This window comes from Streptomyces echinoruber (assembly GCF_014651135.1).
Classification (GTDB): Bacteria; Actinomycetota; Actinomycetes; order Streptomycetales; family Streptomycetaceae; genus Streptomyces; species Streptomyces echinoruber.
In genome coordinates this window covers 20,202-38,544 of record NZ_BMWH01000043.1, presented here as the reverse complement: position 1 = coordinate 38,544, position 18,343 = coordinate 20,202, and the positions used below count along the sequence as shown (strand labels likewise).

Genomic DNA, 18,343 nt, shown 5'->3' with positions numbered 1-18,343 from the left:
GGCCGCCCACCCGGCGCGGGTGGGCGGCCGGCCCCGCGGCTAGGACCGCTCGGCCGCCCCGGCCTCCGCGGGCTCGGGCTTCTCCAGTACCGGTACCGGCCGGCCTGCCGGCTCGGCCGCCCCGGCCTCGGTGGACCCGCCGTTCCCGGAGACCTGCGCCGGCTCCCCGCCCTGCACCGTCTCCATGCCCTGCACCGCCTCCATCCCCTGCGCCGTCTCCATGCCCTGTGCCGCCTCCGGCGCCGGCTTCGAGAGCTTCGCGCGCTCCGGCGCCGCGTCCGGGATGCTCTCGCCGTCCGCCGGCGTGGTGCGCGGCGGCAGCAGGGCCGTGACCGCCTGCCGGTGCGCCTCGCTGGTGGCGTCGTCGTACGGGTCCGGTGCGGCCGGGACCTGGAGGCGGTGGACCGGTCCGGTGCCCAGGCGGGCGTAGCCGCGGCCGGGCGGGACGTGGGCGACGGGAGTGGTGTGCGGGGGCGCGCCCAGCGCCGCGCGCACCTGCTCGGCGGTGGCGGGGCCGAGCACGACCCGCGCGCGCGTGTGCTGCCGTACCGCCTCGCTCAGCGCGTCCACGCAGTCCAGCTGGTCGGCGACGACGACGGTGACGCCCGCCGCCCGGCCGTGCCGCAGCGGCACCTGCAGCAGCGACTGCGGGTCGCGACGGCCGTCGGCCGCGGCGACGTGCGCGAACGCGGTGGGCCGGTCCAGCAGGATCCACAGCGGGCGCCGGGTGTCCTTGGGCGGAGGATGGCCGGCCTGGCGGGCGCTGTTGGCGGCGATGAGCCGGCGCTCGGTCTCCTGCGCGGCCCATTCGAGGCTGGCGAGCGCGCCGGTCAGCCCGCACTCGACGCCCAGCACGCCGTCCCGGCCGATCAGGCAGGCGTACTCGCCGGTGCCGCCGCCGTCGATGACGAGGACGTCGCCGTGCTGCAGGGCCTGCAGGGCGATGCAGCGCAGCAGCGTCGAGGTGCCGCTGCCGGGCTGGCCCAGGGCCAGCAGGTGCGGCTCGGTCGAGCGCGGCCCGGTGCGCCAGACGACCGGCGGGACGTCGCGCTGCCCCTCGCCGAAGGTGAGCGGAAGGGTGCGCTGCACCTCCACCGGGTCGGTGAAGCCGAGGACGGTCTCGCCGGGGGCGGTGACGAAGCGCTGGACGGCGATGTCGGTGGGCAGGGGGGCGAGGACGCCGACGGTGAGCTGGTTGCCCTCCTCGTCCCACGCGAAGTGGTACTCGCGGCCGCGGCCCGCCTTGGCGGCGAGCAGGTGCTCGATGCGCGCGCGGGCCTCGGCCTCGCCGTCGGTGAAGTACGCCGGGTAGCGGATCACCAGGCGGCCGATCCGGCCGGTGGCGTCGAACTCGTACTCGGGGAACGCCTTCTCCCAGTCGCCGCCGTGGGCGTAGAGGGGGTCGGGGTCCTCCGGGGCGGAGAAGTAGGGGACCAGCGCCTCGTAGAGGGTCCGCAGGCGCTGGAGCTGGGCGTCGTCGGGGCCCTCGGGGACGGGCGGGGTGCGGTCGCGGCCGTGCCAGGCTGCCGCCGCCATCAGGGTGATGACGGCGGCAGCGGGCCGTACGGCACAAGGGCCACGACCAGGACCACCGAGGCCACCAGGAACAGCAGCGGGCCGCGCCGGTCCTTGGGGGTGTCGGCCCACCTGCGCCGCCCGGCCGAGGCCAGCCGGCGCAGTCCGCGGGTGATCGTGATCAGCGGATGGAGGACGTCGGTGGCGCTGTCGGCCGCCGTCCGGGCCAGCTCCCGGCTGCGGGCGATCTGCGCGCTGCCTGTGCTCAGGATGCGGGGGAGGGGACGGCGGGCCACTGCGGTCTCCTGGTGGTGCGTACGGGTGGGGAGGCGGGTGCGGGGTCCGTCAGAACCTGATGCCTCCGAGCAGGCCGGCCAGGCTCTCGCCGCCGGCCTTGATGCTCGGGGCGATGGCGGTGCTCGCGAGGTAGAAGCCGAACAGGGCCGAGACCATCGCGTGCGAGGCCTTCAGCCCGTCCTTGCGGAACAGGATGAAGACGACGATGCCGAGCAGGACGACGCCTGAGATGGACAGAATCATGAGCTCTCCTGGTGTCGAGGGGGACAGTCACCATGAGTTCTTCCAGGGTCACAGCATGTATCCATACGACAAAAGGTGCAAATGGATGATTAATTGCTGATTCCGCTCGGCTGACGGAGTGGTTCCCGCCCGGCCGGCCAGCGTGGTTGCGTCCGGCGGGGGCTGCGGCGATCTTTACCTCCGGCGTGCCGGGTCATGGGCCGACCGGGCCGGTACGCTGGCGATTCACCCGTACGGCAGAGCGTGCGCGCCGCCGTACCCAGTCCATCGAGCACAGTCAGAGACAGCGAGAGACAGCGAGAGACAGCGAGAGACAGCGAGAGACAGCGAGAGACAGCGAGAGACAGCGAGAGACAGCGAGAGACAGCGAGAGACAGCGAGAGACAGCGAGAGACAGTGAGAGACAGTGAGAGGCGGACCGGCCGATGAGTGAAGCCCCCGACCCCGAGGTCGTGGAGCTGGCCACCAAGATCTTCGATCTGGCCCGGCAGGGGCGGACGGAGACGCTCGTCGCGTACGTCGACGCGGGCGTTCCGGCCGACCTCACCAACGACCGCGGCGACACGCTCGTGATGCTCGCCGCCTACCACGGCCACGCCGACACGGTGCGCGCCCTGCTGGCCCGCGGCGCCGAGGCCGACCGGGCCAACGACCGCGGCCAGACCCCGCTCGCCGGCGCGGTGTTCAAGGGCGAGGAGGAAGTGATCAGGGTCCTCCTGGAGGGCGGCGCGGATCCGGCGGCGGGCACGCCGTCCGCCGTGGACACCGCGCGCATGTTCGGCAGGACGGAACTGCTCGACCTGTTCGGCGCGCACTGACCGGGCCGCGCCGGCCGGCGGCCCCGGACGACGGAAAGCGACGGAGAACCGTGGGGAGTCGCGGAGAACCGCGGAGGACGGCGGGGACCGAGGCGGGGCGACGCGGGACGAGGGGGACGACGGGGACGACGGGGGGAGGCGGTGCGAGACCGCCGGAAATACGGTCGCGGCAGGCGAAGCCGCCCGTCATCATGACGACGTGATGCACGGACGCGCCGGCCGGGCAGGTGATGCCGCACCACGCGGACCGTGATGCGGTCCGCATGGGCCACCGACGAGAGGCAGAGGAAGATGGTCTACAGCAAGCAAGAGACGGCGGGCGCCCCGACGTGTTGTCACGCGGCCAGGTAATGCGGTTCCCCGGTTGCGTCGACGCTTGATGTGAGGCTGTTTCCCATGTTCGATCCGGTCATAGCGCCCAGCGGTACGCTGCTCGGCCTGCTCCAGCGGGGCCGCGGCGACGGCACACTGCACGCGCTCACCGCCCCGCGTGCCGAGGCGCTCGCGGCACTGGACCACTGCGTGCTGCACGACCCCCGCCACGACTGGCAGGTGGAGAACCGCTCCCTGTACTACGCCCGCCTCTACCTCGACCTGGGCGGCGACCTGGACGCCGTCGAGGCGCACCTGTTCGCCCCCGAGGACGTCCTCGACACCGACGAGTCCCGCACCGGACTGGCCCTCGCCGTCCTCGGCCACCTCGCCTCCTACGGCCGCCGGGACGCCCTGGAACTGCTGCGCCGCTACGCCGCCTCGGGCACCAACTGGGCCTGGGCCCTGGACGAGCTGGCGCTCCGGGACGACGACGCCGGCCTGCGCGCCCTCGCCGAACCCGTCCTGGCCCGCTTCCCCGCCGATCCCCAGGGCGAGGCGGAGCTCGCCGCCGCCGTGCGGGACGCCTTCGAACCCCGGCCCTGGCGGCTGTGGGCCGACGACCCCCGCCCGGCCGTCGCCGCGCGCGTGCGCGTCGCCCAGGAGGCCGGCTGCTTCGACCGCTGGCAGCGCCAGCTGCGGCCCCCGGGGCCCCGGCCCGGCTGGAGCGTGCGGGCGGTGCTGGACTGGGCCCAGCAGGGCCTGGAGCGCGGCAGCGCCCTGCACGTCCCCGCCGCCCGCTGCCTGGCCGCCGTGGCCGGCCCCGAGGACCGGCCCGAGCTGCTGCGGGCCGCCCGGGACGGCGCCGACGGCGCCCGCTGCGCCGCCCTGCGCCACCTGGCCGACACCGACGACCCGGCCGCCCTCGACCTGATCGAGGAAGCCGCCGTCACCGGGCCGGCCGTGGTCGCCGAGGCCGCCGTCGACGCCTTCGAACGCATGCGCGGCGCCGCCGCCGTCGAGCGGGCCCGCCGCTGGGCCGGCCGGCCCGACGCCCTGGGAGCCGCCGCCGGGCGCGTCCTGGCCTGTCGCGGCGACCGGAGGGATCGCGGCCCGGTCTTGGCCGCGCTCCGCGAGGCCGTACGGAGCGAGGGCCCGGACGCGCCCACCCTGTGGACGCTCGTCGACGGTGCCGGACGGCTCGGCATCGACTGCGCCGCCCCCGTCCTGCGGCACGTCTACCGCGAGACCGCCTCCTCCCACCTGCGCGGCCGCTCCGCCCGCGCGCTCGCCGCCACCGACCCCTCCTTCCCCGCCGGATTCGCCGTCGAGTGCCTGTGGGACTGCGAGGAGTCCACCCGGGAACTCGCCGCCCGGCACGCCGAGACCGGGGACGCCCGGGTGGTGGAGCGCCTGCGCCGGCTCGCCGCGGATCCGGCCGAGGAGGCCGAGGTGCAGACCGCCGTGCGCAGCCGGTTCGGACCCGACACGCCCGCCGTGTGAACACGGGGTGACCGGGAGTCAGTGGACACGGGGTGACCTGGGAGTCAATGAACAAGGGATGACCCGGGAGTCAGGGGCGCGTGCACGCCGTTCGGCCTGCTCGGGCGCGCAGCGCAACGCTCATGGGACGTTCCCTGTCCGGAAAGATCCACGTTGACGCGGCCACGTCCGGCACGGCGACACCACCGGTATGCGTGTCGCCATCGTGACCGAATCCTTTCCCCCCGATGTGAACGGCGTGGCCCACTGCGCGCTCCAGACCGCGAGGCACCTCGTCGCTCGCGGTCACACGCCCCTCGTCTTCGCACCGGCCACCGCCGCCCGCGCCGAGGCCGACGCCACCGCACCGCGCCCCGGCCCGCCCGGCCCGCCCGCCTCGGCACGGCGCACTCAGCACGGCGTACGCGGGCCTCACCGCCCGCGGCGCGGTCCCGCTCACCGCCTGCCCGCCTGTCTGTCCGCCTGCCCGACCCGGGTGCCGTGCTCGGCCCGTCCCGGCCCACCGGCCCGTCCCGGCCCACGGCCGCGTGCCGGGACGGGCGCGCGGCCGCGGCGCACGGCTCACCGGCGGCGCACCGCCACGAAGCGGACCGGGGTGCCCGGCACCGCCTGGGCGAGGGCCGGGAGGTCGGCGGTGCGGACCACCGCGATCACCGGGTAGCCGCCGGTGGTCGGATGGTCGGGCAGGAACACCACCGGCCGGCCGTCCGGCGGCACCTGGACGGCGCCCAGGGTCATGCCCTCGCTGGGCAGTTCACCCGGTCGGGCCCGCTCCAGGGCGGGTCCCTCCGTGCGCAGGCCGATGCGGTTGCTCGCGGGGGACACGCGGAAGGCGTGGGAGGTGAAGACGCGCACGGCCCGCGGGGTGAACCAGTCGTCGCGCGGGCCGAGGGTGACGCGCAGCACCAGCTCCGCCGGGGGAGACGGCTGCGGGGCGACGTCCACGCGCGCGTGCGGCCCGGTCCGGCGGCCCAGGGGCAGGACCATGCCGTCGGTGAGCGGCGGCGGGCCCAGCCCCGACAGCAGGTCCGTGGAGCGGCTGCCCAGCACCGGCTCGACGGCGATGCCGCCGGAGACGGCGACGTAGCTGCGCACGCCCGCGGTGACCGCCCCGACGTCCAGCAGCGCCCCGGCCGGGACGTGCACCGGCGCCCCCCACGCCACCGGCCGGCCGTCCACCGTGACCGGGCAGGGGGCGCCGCCCACCGCCACGGTGACCGTGCAGCGGGGCCGCAGGGCGCAGCCGGTGAGGGTGGTCTCCAGGACGGCCGCCTCCGGCGGATTGCCCACCAGCCGGTTGACGAGCGCCGCCGCGGGCGCGTCCAGCGCCCCGGAGCGGGGCACGCCGAGGTGCGCGTGCCCGGGCCGTCCCCGGTCCTGCACGGTGGTCAGTGCTCCGGCCCGTACGACGCGGAGCGCGCGGTCCGTCATGGGCCGCTCACCGGGACGAAGCGGACGCGGGTGCCGGGGGTCAGCAGCGCGGCCGGCTCCCGCGTGTGGTCCCACAGCACCACGTCCGTGGTGCCGATGAGCTGCCAGCCGCCGGGCGAGGAGCGCGGGTAGATCCCCGTGTACGGGCCGGCGAGGGCCACCGAGCCGGCCGGGACGGCGGTGCGTGGGGTGGCGCGGCGCGGGACGTCGTAGCGGGGCGGCAGGCCGGTGAGGTAACCGAAGCCGGGTGCGAAGCCGCAGAAGGCGACGCGGAAGTCGGCGGCGGCGTGGATGCGGGCCACCTCGTGCTCCGCGACGCCCCAGTGGGCGGCGACCTCGGCCAGGTCGGGGCCGTCGTAGCGCACCGGGATCTCCACCACCCTGCGGGCGCGGGAGGCGGTGGCCGGGACGTCGGAGGCGCTCAGCTCGGCCGCGACGCGGTCGCGGTCGGCGAGGCCGTCGAGGAGGACCGTGCGGGCCGCCGGAACGATCTCGCGGGCGGCGAGCAGGCCCTTCGCGCGGCGCCGCAGCAGCTCCGCGTGCAGGGCCTCGGCCTCCTCGCCCGAGGCCACCTCCACCAGCAGGGCGTCGTCACCGACGGGCAGTGTCCTCATGCGAAGACCTCCACCCGTAGTCTTTCAGGTCTTCCAGCCGTAGTCCTCCACCCGTACGCCGTAGTCCTCATACGAAGGCCTCCACCCGTATGCCCGATTCCTCCAGCCGCCGCCGCACCCGCCGGGCCAGCTCCACCGCGCCCGGCGTGTCGCCGTGCAGGCACAGGGAGCGCGCGCGGACCTCGATCGTCGTGCCGGTGCGGGAGACGACCGTGCCGGACCGGACCAGGCTCACCGAGCGCTCCACGACGGCCTCGGGGTCGCTCACCACGGCACCCTCCTGCCCGCGCGGCACGAGGGTGCCCTGCTCGGTGTAGGCGCGGTCCGCGAAGGCCTCCGTGACGACGGGCAGCCCGGCCTTCCCGGCCACCGACAGCAGACGCGAGCCGGGCAGCCCGAGCACCGGCAGCGCGCCGCCGGCGAGGAGCACGCCGTCGACGACCGCCGCGGCCTGCTCCTCGTCGTGCACGACCCGGTTGTACAGGGCGCCGTGCGGCTTGACGTACGCCACGCGCGCGCCCGCCGCCCGCGCGAAGACCTCCAGGGCGCCGATCTGGTACGCCACCTCGGCGGCCAGTTCGGCCGGCGGCACGTCCATCGCGCGCCGCCCGAACCCCGCCAGGTCCCGGTAGGAGACCTGGGCGCCGATGCGCACCCCCCGTTCGACGGCCAGCTCGCACACCCGCCGCATGGTGACCGCGTCCCCGGCGTGGAAGCCGCAGGCGACGTTGGCGCTGGTGACGACGGACAGCAGCCGCTCGTCGTCGGTCAGCCGCCAGGGGCCGAAGCCCTCGCCGAGGTCGGCGTTGAGATCGATCGAGATCATGACTTCCTGCCGTTTTCCTACTCAGGTCCCTGCTCGGGTCCCTGCTCGGGTTCCTGCTCGGGTCCCTGCTCGGGTTCCTGCTCGGGTTCCTGCTCAGGCCACGCGGTACTGCTCGTCGCGGGCGTCGGTGAGGAACATCTGGCCCGGTGCGTGGGTGAGGGCGAACGGCGGCCGTGAGGCCGTCACCGCCGCCTGCAGCGTCACACCGCAGGCCCAGAACACCGGGATGTCGTCCGGTGCGGCGTCCACCGGGTCGCCGTGATCGGGGCGGCCGAGGTCGGCGATGCCGAGCACCGAGGGGTCGCCGCAGTGCACGGGACCGCCGTGCACCGCCGGGAACAGGCTGCTCTCCCGGATCGCCGCCGCCAGGTGCTCCGGCGGCACCGGGCGCAGGGAGACCACCAGGGGTCCGCGCAGCCGCCCGGCGGGCCTGCACCGGCGGTTCGTCACGTACATCGGGACGTTGCGGCCCTGCTCGACGTGGCGCAGCGGCACGCCGGCCGCGGCCAGCGCCCACTCGAAGGTGAAGCTGCAGCCGATCAGGAACGACACCAGATCGTCGCGCCAGTACGCCCGCACGTCCGTCGGTTCGTCCACCAGTTCGCCGTGCTGCCACACCCGGTAGCGCGGCAGGTCGGTGCGCAGGTCGGCGCCCTCGGCGAGCACCGTGGTCGCCGAGCCCGCGTCCGTCACGTCGAGCACCGGGCAGGCCTGGGGGTTGCGCTGGCAGAACAGCAGCGTCTCGTACGCCCAGTCCGCCGGCACGCAGATCAGGTTCGCCTGGGTGCGGCCCGCCGCGACCCCGGCGGTGGGGCCGGTCAGCCCGGTCCGGAAGCGGGCCCGTGCCTGTGCCGGGCTCCACGCGCGCGCTTGCTCGTCGGCGAGGACCACGGGGCGGTCGTCCGCCCCGACGCCGTGGGTGCGGTTCACGCCAGCTCCTTCCCGCGCGTCTCCGGCAGCCCCAGCAGCGCCAGGGCGGCCAGGCCGTAGCCGACCGCGCCGAAGGCCAGCGCGCCGCCCACGCCCCAGCTGTCGGCCAGGTAGCCCACGAACGTGGGGAAGACGGCGCCCACCGCGCGGCCGGCGTTGTACGTGAAGCCCTGCCCGCTGCCGCGCACCGCCGTCGGGTACAGCTCGCTCAGGTACGAGCCGAAGCCGCTGAAGATGGCCGACATGCAGAACCCGAGCGGGAAGCACAGCACCAGCAGCAGGCCGTTCGCGCCGTGCGGGAGGCGCCCGAACGCCAGGATGCACAGCGCCGACAGCAGCGCGAACAGCCAGATGTTGCGCCGCCGGCCCAGCCGGTCGGTGAGGTAACCACCCGTCAGGTACCCGGTGAACGCGCCCGAGATGAGGAACGTCAGGTACCCGCCGGTGCCGACGACCGACAGGCCGCGGTCCGTCTTCAGGTAGGTCGGCACCCACGTCGACAGGGTGTAGTAGCCGCCCTGGACGCCGGTGGAGAGCAGACCGGCGAAGACGGTGGTGCGCAGCAGGCCCGGCGCGTCCGCCGTGCCCGGCCGGAAGAGCGCCGCGAAGGAGCCCCTGCCCGCACTGCGCGCGCGGGCCTCGGCCGCCCGCGGCGCGTCGTGCACGCGGCGCCGCAGCCACACCACGAGCAGCGCGGGCAGCGCACCGGTCCAGAACATCACCCGCCAGCCCAGGTCGTCACCGAGGAGGGAGAACACCAGCGTATAGACGAGCACGGCCAGACCCCAGCCCACGGCCCACGCGCTCTGGATCACGCCGAGCGTGCGCCCCCGGTGCCGCGCGCTCGCGTACTCGGCGACCAGGATGGCGCCGACCGCCCACTCGCCGCCGAAGCCGAGGCCCTGCAGGGCCCGGAAGACCAGCAGCGTCTCGTAGTCGGGCGCGAAGCCGCAGGCCACGGTGAACACCGCGTACGCGATCACGGTGATCATCAACGCCCGGACCCGGCCCAGCCGGTCGGCGACCACGCCCGCGGCGGCCCCGCCGATGCCGGAGGAGGCGAGCGTGACCGTGGTGAACAGGCCGGTCTGGCCGCTGTCCAGGCCGAAGTACGCCGCCAGCGCGACCATGCTCAGCGGCAGCGTGAAGTAGTCGTACGAGTCCAGGGCGTAGCCGCCGAAGGCGCCGGCGAAGGCGCGGCGGCCGCGCGGGTCCAGGGCGCGCAGCCAGCCCAGCGCGCCGTCGCGGTCGGGGGAGCCGGCCGTGGACGAACCCGGTCCGGTGGAGGGGGCCTGCCGTGGAGGGGTCGTGCTCATGGGCACCTCGCAGAAGAAGGATGGAGGGTGCGAAGGAGTGAGCCGTGCCGTGCCGTGCTGTGCCGGGACCGCGGCACCGGGCGGGTGCGGTCGGCGCCGACTGAAGCAACGTAGAGGATCGTTCAACGATCCTTCAATACCCATGTCGTCTCGTCGTTGTTTCCCCCCGGTCTCCTGCGCTTGAATTCCGGCATGGCAGAGCAGCTGACGGACCTCGTCGACGACCGTGCCCGCCTCGGGCGGACCTCCACCGCCGAACGGGTCGCGGACATCCTCCGCAGCCGCATCGCCGACGGCTTCTTCCCGCCCGGCACCCGGCTGTCCGAGGACGGCATCGGCGGGGCGCTCGGCGTGTCCCGCAACACGCTGCGCGAGGCGTTCCGGCTGCTCACGCACGAACGGCTGCTCGTCCACGAACTCAACCGCGGGGTCTTCGTCCGGGTCCTGACCGTCGAGGACGTCGAGGACATCTACCGCACCCGCGCCCTCGTCGAGCGCGCCGTCGTGCGGAGCCTCGGCGACCCGCCCTACGCCCTCGACCGGCTCGCCGAGGCGGTCGGCGAGGGGCAGCGCGCGGCCCGCGAGGGCGACTGGAAAGCGGTGGGCACGGCCAACATCCACTTCCACGGGGAACTGGTCGCCCTCGCCGGCAGCGAGCGCACCGACGAGCTGATGCGCAGCGTCTTCGCCGAACTGCGCCTGGCCTTCCACGTCGTCGACGACCCGCGGCGGCTGCACGAGCCGTACATCGCCCGCAACCAGCAGATCCTGCGGGCCCTGCAGGCCGGCGACCGGGCGGAGGCGGAACGGCTGCTCGCCGTGTACCTCGACGACTCGCTGCGGCGGGTGGTGGAGGTCTACCGGCGGCGGGTGGGCGAGGAAGGCTAGCGGGCCGGACAAGGGTCTGGAGGGACCACCGGGACCGGGCAGGGATCTGGCGGGGCCACCGGGGCCGGTGCGACGGTCGGGACGCGGGGGGCTCCTGCGCCGTTTGGGCCGTTGTCAGACCGAGGACCTAGTCTGTGACCGTGACTTCGCCTGCATCGACGGATCGTGTTCCGCCCCAGCTCAGCGCGGGGCCGCGCCCCGCCACGGGGCCGGCCGCCGACGAGGGACTGGCGCGCCGGCTGCGCGCGCTCGCCTGCACCGCGCCGCTGCACGACCTCGACGCGCGCAAGGCCAATCTGGCGGGCGAGTACTCGGTGTACGGCATGGCGGAGATCGCCCTGGCCGCCATCGACCTCGTCACGCTCAACATGGACTTCGACACGGGCGCCGACCACGAGCAGATCGTCGCCCGGCTCCTGCCGCGCGTGGCCGCCCAGGCCCCGCAGCGGCCCGCCGCCGAGCACGAGCGCGTGGCCCGCTGGGTCCTGGAGAACCTGATCAACGTCGGCAGCGTGGACCGCGGCTTCCGCGCCGTGTACGGCACGTTCGCCCCGGACGGCACCTATGTGCGCCGCGACTACGACTTCAAGCTGATCGAGGAGGTCCCCGGCCCCGGCGGCGCCGTCTACCTGCGCACCACCGACGAGGCCGTCAATGTCCTGGTGGGCGCCCTCGACACCGACGTCACCAGCGCGCAGATCGCCGCCGAGGTGAAGCTGGAGGTGCTCATCAGCCGCGGCCGGCTCGCCGACGCCCAGCTCGCCGCCGAGCAGGCCCGCTACCGCACGGTGCAGTACTCGGAATCGTTGCGCCGCGCCCTGGAGGCCACCCGGCGCAACGTCCGCGCGGTGGACTGGCTCAACGCCGTCCCCGACATGATCGCCGAGGCCCTCGACCACGTCGCCGAGCGCTACCGCCACGAGAACGCGATCCTCACCAACATCCGCCGGGCCCGCGACGAGGCCGAGGACCCCGAGCACAAGCGCCGCGCGGCCGAACTCGTCGACATCGTCAAGGACTGCATCCGGCGCCACACCCAGCTCCAGGCCCGCCTGCTGGAGGCCGGGCCCCTCTTCCGCGCCGAGCAGGACCGGCAGGCCTTCGCCACCCCCGCCGCGGCCTGCGGCCTGGACCTGTACGGGCACCTCCTCGCGCCCGTCCTGCCGCTGCCCCTGGAGCGGGCGATCCGCGTCACCGACGCCTTCTTCGCCCACGGCACCGGGCTGCGCACGCCGGTGTCCGTCCGGGTCGGCGACCTGGTCGACCTCCTGCTCACCCCGCCCGTCGAACGGGAGCACCTGGGCGCGGAGATGCCCGAGCCGGACCTCGTCGCCACACCGGACGACAGCCGGTTCAGCGAGGAGCAGCTGGCGGCGGCCATGGAGCTGCTGGACCTGCCGCCGGACGCGCCCAGACGCCTGTCCGGGCTGCTCGCCGAGGCCCGGCGCAAGAATCCCGAGGACCCCGACCTGCCGTACCTGGTCGCCCTGCTGGCCATACACGCCGCCAGTCCGCCGGTCGGCACCGCCCGCCGGCAGGGCGAGGAGAAGCTGCTGTTCGCCGTGGACGACGGGACGGAACTGGACGACCCCGAGTTCGGCGGGGCCGACCTCATCGTCGGCACGGCCCTGCTGGACACCGCCGCCGCGGCGGCGGACCGGACGGACGCGGCATGAGCCCGGCCGGCCACCACAGCAACGAGCACGACCGCAGCAAGGAGCCCCCACCGTGACCGAGCACGCCGACCGGAACGAGGACGGTGCGGCAGCGCAGCCGAGCGGTGCCGTCACACCCGCCGACGCCGCCGACGCGGCACGGCTCGTGGCCTTCGGGCTGCAGCCCAAACTGCAGCCCGCACGCGACCAGGAGTACGCCGACCTGCTGCGCCGCTACCGCGAGGACCCGCCGTTCGCGCGCCTCGCGGACGCCGTGGCCGCCGGGCTCGGCCTGGTGGTGCTGGAGGTGTCCCCGCGCGCGGGCATGGCGGTGACCGCCGCCGAGGACTCGGTGTTCGCCGTCCGCATGAGCGACTACGCCCGCCGCACCTCCGCCGACTCCGGCGACCGCTTCCTGCACGGACTGGCCCATCTCGCCGTCGCCGCCCTGGCCTTCCCCCGGCCCGAGGACCTCGCCGACGACGGCTACATCGGCCGCGTGACCGTCAACGGCGTCGACGCCTTCGTCCGGCAGGCCTGCCGCCGCCTGGAGGAGCGGGCCGCCGAACAGGGCGAGAACACCGACCCGGTCAGCGACGCGCCCGGCCTGGAGGCCGCCTGGCGGGTGTGGTCCCGGCGCACCGCCACCGGCGCCACCAAGGACGCGCGCCGGCTGGCCGGTTCGACCACCGGCATCGTCGCCAAGGCGGTGTCCTTCCTCGCCGACTCCGGCTTCCTGCAGCGCACCGGCGACGACAACGGCGGCACGTACCGCACCACCGCCCGCTACCAGCTCCAGGTGCGCGACATGGCGGGCAGTGCCGCCATGGCCGAACTGCTGGAGCTCGGCGTGGTCCCGGTGACCGACGGCACGCCCACCCTGCTGCCCCCGCAGGACACCGACGACCTGGAGCTGGCGGCCGACGCCGGGCTGCCGTTCCACTCCTGACGCCTCCCCTCCTGACGCCCGGTTCCGCCCGGCACGTCCCTTTGCACGTTTCCGAAAGACCAGACGACGAGAGTCCGCCATGTACGAGCTGTCCCGGGTCCGCCTCTACTCCATCGGGCCGGCCGGTGCGCGCTACGCCGACACCGTGCTCGACCTGCGGGGAGTGGGCGAACCCGTGCCCGATCCCGCCCCCACGCAGGCGGAGTTCTTCGAGGAGGAGCCGATCGGCCCGCCCCGCCGGCCCGCGCCCGCCGGGGTGCTCTTCCTGGAGAACGGCGGCGGCAAGTCCGTCCTGCTCAAGCTGATCTTCTCGGTGATGCTGCCGGGCCACCGCAACACCCTCGGCGGCGCCAGCTCCGGCGTGCTGCGCAAGTTCCTGCTCGCCGACGACTGCGGGCACGTGGCGCTGGAGTGGATGCACACGCAGACCGGCGAGTGCGTCGTCGTCGGCAAGGTCAGCGAGTGGCGCGGGCGGCAGGTCTCCAACGACCCGCGCAAGTTCGCCGAGGCCTGGTACTCCTTCCGGCCCGGGCCCGGCCTCACCCTGGACAACCTGCCCGTCGCCGAGTCCACCGCCGTACGCCCGCCCGCCGAGGGCCAGTCGGGCGCGCGGGGACGGCGGCGCACCATGAAGGGCTTCCGGGACGCGCTCATGGAGGCTGGCAAGGCCTACCCGCACCTGGAGGTGCACTGGGAGGAGATCCACGAACGCTGGACCGAGCACCTCGGCGACCTCGGCCTCGACCCCGAACTCTTCCGCTACCAGCGGGAGATGAACGCCGACGAGGGCGAGGCGGCCGGCCTGTTCGCGGTCAAGAAGGACTCCGACTTCACCGACCTGCTGCTGCGCGCCGTCACCGACACCCGGGACACCGACGGCCTCGCCGACCTCGTCAGCGGCTTCGCCGGCAAACTCGGCCGGCGCGCCGAGCTGATCGCCGAACGCGACTTCACCGCCGGGTCCGTGGACCTGCTCGGGCGGATCGTCCAGGCCGCCGACGCCCGCACCCGCGCGCGGGAGATCCACGCCGCCGCCGAGCGCCGCACCCGGACGCTGGCCCGGCGGCTGTCCGCCCGGGCGGCGCAGGAGCGCGGACGGGCCGCCGACCTCGCCCAGCGGGTCACCGCCGCCGCCCACACCGTCACCCAGTCGGAAGGCGCGCGCGAGCGGGCCGCGCTGATCGCGGCCGAACTCGCCTACCGCAACGCCTCCCTGGCCCTGGCCGCCGCCGAGAAGGCCGCCGCCGCGCAGAAGCGGGAGCTGGCCGACGCGCGCACCCTGCACGCCGCCTGGCAGGCCGCCGAGGCCGTGCTGCGCCACCGCGCCGCCGCCGACCGCGTCGCACGCGTCTCCGCCGCGATCCAGGAGGCCGAACGGGACGCCGCCCCGGCGCTCGCCGCCCGCACCAAGGCCGCCGTGGACCTCGTACGGGCCCTGCACGCGGCCGCCGAGGACGCCGAGACCCTCGCCAACGAGCAGGAGGAGCGCTCCGCCGCCCTGCAGGAGGCCAGTGACTCCGCCTACCGCGACTCCACCGCCGCCGCCACCGAGGCCCAGCGCGCCCGCAGCGAGGCCCAGCACCTGCGCCAGCGGCTGGCCGAGGTCGAGCAGGAGACCGCCGAGGCGGTCCGCGCCGGCTGGCTCGACGACAGCGCTCCCGACGCCGACCCGGCCCGCGCCGCCCTCGCCGCGAGCGACGCCGAGAAGACCGCCGTCGCCGCCTGGGACACGGCCCGCGAGGCCGCCCGCAGGGCCGCCGACCGCGCCCGGGAGGCGGCCGCCGCCGAGTCGCGGGCCGAACTGACCGCGGCCCGCGCGGCGGACGCCGCCACGGCCGCGCAGCGCGCCTACGAGGCCGAGTACCGCACCGCCGAGGCGCTGGCCGCCGAGGAGCGGCTGGCGGAACTGCTGAGCCTGCCGGGATCCTCCGGCGCCGGGCACGCCGGAGTGCCGGGACAGCGCACGCGGGACGGCGCCGCCACCGCCTCCGGCGGGCGGGCGGGCACCGCCGCGGCCGCCGCCCCGGACCCGGGCGGGCCCGCCGGCGGGGGAGCGGCCGGCCGGACCGCGCGCCCCCGGTCCGAGGGCCCCCTCACCGCCGCGGAACTCGACCGTTTCGCCGACGAGTTGCGCGCCCTGCTCGAAGAGGCGATCTCCTCCGCCGAGCGCCAGCTGTTCGAGCTGCGCACCGCCGCCGCCGACGACGCCCGCATCCTCGGCGCGCTCGGCGACGGCGGGCTGCTGCCGCCGGGCCCGGACGTGCTGGCCACCGTCGAGTACCTGGGCGAGCACGGCATCCCGGCGCTGCCCGGCTGGCGCTACCTCGCCCAGGCCGTCGACCCCGCCGACCACGCACGCGTGCTCGCCGCCCGGCCCGAACTGGTCGACGGCGTGATCATCACCGACCCGGACACGCACGCGCGGGCCCGCCAGGTGCTCACCGACGCCGCCCTGCTGCCGCGCTCCGCGGTCGCCGTCGGCACCGCCGCCGCCCTGCTCGCGCCGACCCCCGCCGAGGACGCCACCCCGGGGGAGGTGTTCCTCGTCCCGCCGAACCCGGCGATGCACGACGAGCACGCCGCCGACGAGGAGCGGCAGGCGCTGCGCGAGCGGGCCACCGCCCGCGACGAGGAGATCCGCCGGCTCGCCGCCCGGCTGGGCAAGGACCGGGAGCTCGCGGCCCGGCTGGCGTCCTGGCGCGCCGACTGCCCGGCGGGGCGGCTCGCCGAACTGGCCCGCGCCGCCGAGGAGGCGCGCGCCTTCGCCGAGGAGGCCGAGGCCGAGCTCGCCGAGGCGCGCACCGCGCGCGCGGAGGCCGAGGAGGCCGCCGCCGAGGCGGCGCGGGTGCGCGACGAGAAGCAGGAGGCCGCGCAGAAGGCCCGGCGTGCCGCCGACGCCCTGGCCGGGCTCGCCTTCCGGCTGCGTGAACGCGCCGCCTGGCAGGCGAAGCTGCGGGAGCTCGCCGACGAGGCCGCCGAGGCCGAGGCCCGCGCCCAGACCTGCCTGGAACGCGCCCGCGCCGCCGACGAGGACCGGCGCGCCGCCCAGCGCGCCGCCGACGACGCCCGCCGCACCGCGCGCACGCTGCGCGCCGAGCGCTCCGAGATCGCGGGCGCCCCCGACGACGTACCGGTCGACGACGCCGACGCGCCCAAGGCGTCCCTGCCCGCCCTGCGCGAGGCCTACCGCACCGCCTCCCAGGTGTACGAGAAGGTCGGCGTCGGTGCCGACCTGCGCGCCGAGCAGGCCCGCGCGGAGAGCGACGAGAGCGCGGCGCGGGCCGAACTGGACCGGCTCAGCAACAAGGTCCGCACCCGCGCGGAGCAGCTCCTCGCCTCGCCCGACGGCGCCGACGGCCCGTCCCGGCAGGCGGCCGCCGCCCGTGCCGAGGAGCTGGTGCACACGCTGGAGGCGCGCATGCAGAACGCCAGCGAGCAGCTCGGCCGGCTGCGCGGCGAGGCCGAGCGGCACGCACCCGAGGACGGCGAGGCGCACACCGAGCTGCCCGCGGACATGGTGCCGCGCGACGCCGACCACGCCCAGGCCCTGCTGCGCACCGCGCAGGCCGAACTCGCCTCCGCCACCGAGGCGTTGGACCAGGCCCGGGAGGCGTACAGCGAGCTGCTCCAGGCGCACCGCGCGGCCGAGGACGCGGCGGGCGGCTTCGACGAGATCGCCGCCATGCTCCGCGACCTGCTGCGCGACCACGCGGACGAGGACGAGGCGGACCCGGAGCCCTACCCCGGCACCCTGGAGGAGGCCCGGCAGGCCGGCGCCGAGGCCCGCCGGTCGCTGCGCGGCTGCGCCACCGACCTGTCCGCAGCCGAGGCCGCCGTCCGCGAGGCCAGTGACGTCCTGGTCCGGCACGCCAACTCCGCCCGCTACGAGCATGTCCGCACCCCCGCCCGGCAGCAGATCCGCGAACTGCCCGCCTCCGCGCTGCCCGAGCACGCGCAGCGGTGGGCCGAGGCCTTCGCGCCCCGGCTGCGCGTCCTCACCGACGAGTTGGAACAGCTGGAGCGCAACCGCGACTCGATCGTGGACCGGCTGCGCGGCCTGGTGGAGTCCGCGCTGGCCACCCTGCGCTCCGCCCAGCGGCTGTCGCGGCTGCCGGAGGGGCTGGGGGAGTGGTCCGGGCAGGAGTTCCTGCGCATCCGCTTCGAGGAACCGGACCCGGCCACGCTCACCGAGCGGCTCGGCGAGGTCATCGACGAGGCGACCCGCGCCGCCGTGAAGAAGAACTCCGACCTGCGGCGCGACGGCATGACCCTGCTGCTGCGCGGCGTGGCGGCGGCGCTGCAGCCCAAGGGCGTCGCGGTGGAGATCCTCAAGCCGGACGCGGTGCTGCGCGCCGAGCGCGTGCCCGTCGGGCAGATGGGCGACGTGTTCTCCGGCGGCCAGCTGCTCACCGCCGCCATCGCCCTGTACTGCACCATGGCCGCGCTGCGCAGCAACGACCGCGGCCGGGACCGGCACCGGCACGCCGGCACGCTGTTCCTGGACAACCCGATCGGCCGCGCCAACGCCACCTACCTGCTGGAGCTGCAGCGGGCCGTCGCCGACGCGCTCGGCGTGCAGCTGCTGTACACCACGGGTCTGTTCGACACCACCGCGCTGGCCGAGTTCCCGCTGGTCATCCGGTTGCGCAACGACGCCGACCTGAGGGCCGGGCTGAAATACATCCGGGTGGAGGAGCACCTCCGGCCGGGGCTGCCGCAGCCGACTCCGGCCGGCGAGGCCGTGCACAGCGAGATCACGGCGACACGGATGTTCAAACGGCCCGCGCCGACCGCGTGATCAGGAGGCGTCCTCCTGCGGCCGACTCGCGCACTTCCCGCCGCGGACGGCCGGCCTGCGGCCCGGGCGTGCGCGGGCCGGTCGTCCGCGGACGCCCGGGCCGCCGGAGGGCGGCCGCACCGGCCGCACCGCCCACACCGCGCGCCCGGTGCCGTGCTGCGCCGAAGCCGGACTCGCGGCCCGACCGGCACGGTGCGCGCCTCCGGCTCGCCGGCCGGCGCCGCGACGGCGGCACCGTGCGCGTCACG

At 75.7% G+C, this 18,343-nt stretch carries 12 protein-coding genes and 2 pseudogenes; 7 read left to right on the top strand and 7 right to left on the bottom strand.

All coding sequences use genetic code 11. From position 1 onward, the window contains the following. Positions 1–39: 39 nt before the first annotated feature. Both IE225_RS30950 and IE225_RS30945 read right to left on the bottom strand, forming a co-directional pair. Positions 40–1,811, bottom strand: a pseudogene (locus IE225_RS30950) (hypothetical protein). A gap of 49 nt (positions 1,812–1,860) precedes the next feature. Then, positions 1,861–2,055, bottom strand: a complete 195-nt coding sequence (locus tag IE225_RS30945; protein WP_190060976.1) for a hypothetical protein — start codon at positions 2,053–2,055, stop codon at positions 1,861–1,863. A gap of 425 nt (positions 2,056–2,480) precedes the next feature. On the opposite strand from IE225_RS30945, the gene IE225_RS30940 reads away from it, so the two are divergent. From IE225_RS30940 to IE225_RS33635, 3 genes and pseudogenes are all read left to right on the top strand, one after another. After that, the gene (locus IE225_RS30940; RefSeq protein ID WP_190060975.1) at positions 2,481–2,873 is read left to right on the top strand and encodes an ankyrin repeat domain-containing protein; all 393 of its coding nucleotides are present in this window, start codon (positions 2,481–2,483) and stop codon (positions 2,871–2,873) included. Between the two features lie 396 nt (positions 2,874–3,269). Then, positions 3,270–4,688, top strand: a complete 1,419-nt coding sequence (locus tag IE225_RS30935; protein WP_190060974.1) for a HEAT repeat domain-containing protein — start codon at positions 3,270–3,272, stop codon at positions 4,686–4,688. A gap of 190 nt (positions 4,689–4,878) precedes the next feature. Then, a pseudogene (locus tag IE225_RS33635) lies at positions 4,879–5,043 on the top strand (glycosyltransferase family 1 protein); the annotation flags it as partial. A 206-nt stretch (positions 5,044–5,249) separates the two neighbouring features. Here the strand turns inward: IE225_RS33635 and IE225_RS30930 are convergent. The 5 genes from IE225_RS30930 to IE225_RS30910 all read right to left on the bottom strand — a co-directional run bounded on the left by IE225_RS30930 (position 5,250) and on the right by IE225_RS30910 (position 9,805). Continuing rightward, positions 5,250–6,119 (bottom strand): 5-oxoprolinase subunit C family protein, encoded by an 870-nt coding sequence (locus tag IE225_RS30930; protein ID WP_190060973.1) that lies wholly within the window; start codon positions 6,117–6,119, stop codon positions 5,250–5,252. Continuing rightward, positions 6,116–6,733 carry a 5-oxoprolinase subunit PxpB gene (gene pxpB, locus IE225_RS30925; protein ID WP_190060972.1) on the bottom strand — a complete coding sequence of 206 codons (618 nt, stop codon included), beginning with the start codon at positions 6,731–6,733 and terminating at the stop codon, positions 6,116–6,118. Before pxpB ends, IE225_RS30930 begins: the two co-directional genes overlap by 4 nt. A 67-nt stretch (positions 6,734–6,800) precedes the next feature. Next, a complete protein-coding gene (locus tag IE225_RS30920; protein WP_190060971.1) occupies positions 6,801–7,559 on the bottom strand; it encodes a LamB/YcsF family protein in 759 nt (252 codons plus the stop codon). A gap of 93 nt (positions 7,560–7,652) precedes the next feature. Beyond that, positions 7,653–8,489 carry a putative hydro-lyase gene (locus tag IE225_RS30915; RefSeq protein WP_190060970.1) on the bottom strand — a complete coding sequence of 279 codons (837 nt, stop codon included), beginning with the start codon at positions 8,487–8,489 and terminating at the stop codon, positions 7,653–7,655. Further along, a complete protein-coding gene (locus tag IE225_RS30910) occupies positions 8,486–9,805 on the bottom strand; it encodes an MFS transporter (RefSeq protein ID WP_190060969.1) in 1,320 nt (439 codons plus the stop codon). The genes IE225_RS30915 and IE225_RS30910 overlap by 4 nt, the downstream gene beginning before the upstream one ends. A 192-nt stretch (positions 9,806–9,997) precedes the next feature. Here IE225_RS30910 and IE225_RS30905 point away from each other — a divergent pair, with 192 nt between their 5' ends. The 4 genes from IE225_RS30905 (at position 9,998) to IE225_RS30890 (ending at position 18,095) form a co-directional block, all read left to right on the top strand. After that, on the top strand, positions 9,998–10,693 hold the full coding sequence (locus IE225_RS30905; protein WP_190060968.1) for a GntR family transcriptional regulator: 696 nt from the start codon (positions 9,998–10,000) through the stop codon (positions 10,691–10,693). Between the two features lie 140 nt (positions 10,694–10,833). Further along, positions 10,834–12,369, top strand: coding sequence for a hypothetical protein (locus IE225_RS30900; protein ID WP_190060967.1), 1,536 nt, complete (start codon positions 10,834–10,836; stop codon positions 12,367–12,369). Between the two features lie 52 nt (positions 12,370–12,421). Next, a complete protein-coding gene (locus IE225_RS30895; RefSeq protein WP_190060966.1) occupies positions 12,422–13,297 on the top strand; it encodes a hypothetical protein in 876 nt (291 codons plus the stop codon). A 79-nt stretch (positions 13,298–13,376) separates the two neighbouring features. Further along, entirely contained in the window at positions 13,377–18,095 is a 4,719-nt protein-coding gene (locus IE225_RS30890; protein WP_190060965.1) for a hypothetical protein, read from the top strand. Positions 18,096–18,343: the final 248 nt, after the last annotated feature.

Coding starts and splice junctions, on each gene's coding strand:
- IE225_RS30945 (WP_190060976.1), bottom strand. CDS start 2,055: ATGATTCTGTCCATCTCAGGCGTCGTCCTGCTCGGCATCGTCGTCTTC.
- IE225_RS30940 (WP_190060975.1), top strand. CDS start 2,481: ATGAGTGAAGCCCCCGACCCCGAGGTCGTGGAGCTGGCCACCAAGATC.
- IE225_RS30935 (WP_190060974.1), top strand. CDS start 3,270: ATGTTCGATCCGGTCATAGCGCCCAGCGGTACGCTGCTCGGCCTGCTC.
- IE225_RS30930 (WP_190060973.1), bottom strand. CDS start 6,119: ATGACGGACCGCGCGCTCCGCGTCGTACGGGCCGGAGCACTGACCACC.
- pxpB (WP_190060972.1), bottom strand. CDS start 6,733: ATGAGGACACTGCCCGTCGGTGACGACGCCCTGCTGGTGGAGGTGGCC.
- IE225_RS30920 (WP_190060971.1), bottom strand. CDS start 7,559: ATGATCTCGATCGATCTCAACGCCGACCTCGGCGAGGGCTTCGGCCCC.
- IE225_RS30910 (WP_190060969.1), bottom strand. CDS start 9,805: ATGAGCACGACCCCTCCACGGCAGGCCCCCTCCACCGGACCGGGTTCG.
- IE225_RS30905 (WP_190060968.1), top strand. CDS start 9,998: ATGGCAGAGCAGCTGACGGACCTCGTCGACGACCGTGCCCGCCTCGGG.
- IE225_RS30890 (WP_190060965.1), top strand. CDS start 13,377: ATGTACGAGCTGTCCCGGGTCCGCCTCTACTCCATCGGGCCGGCCGGT.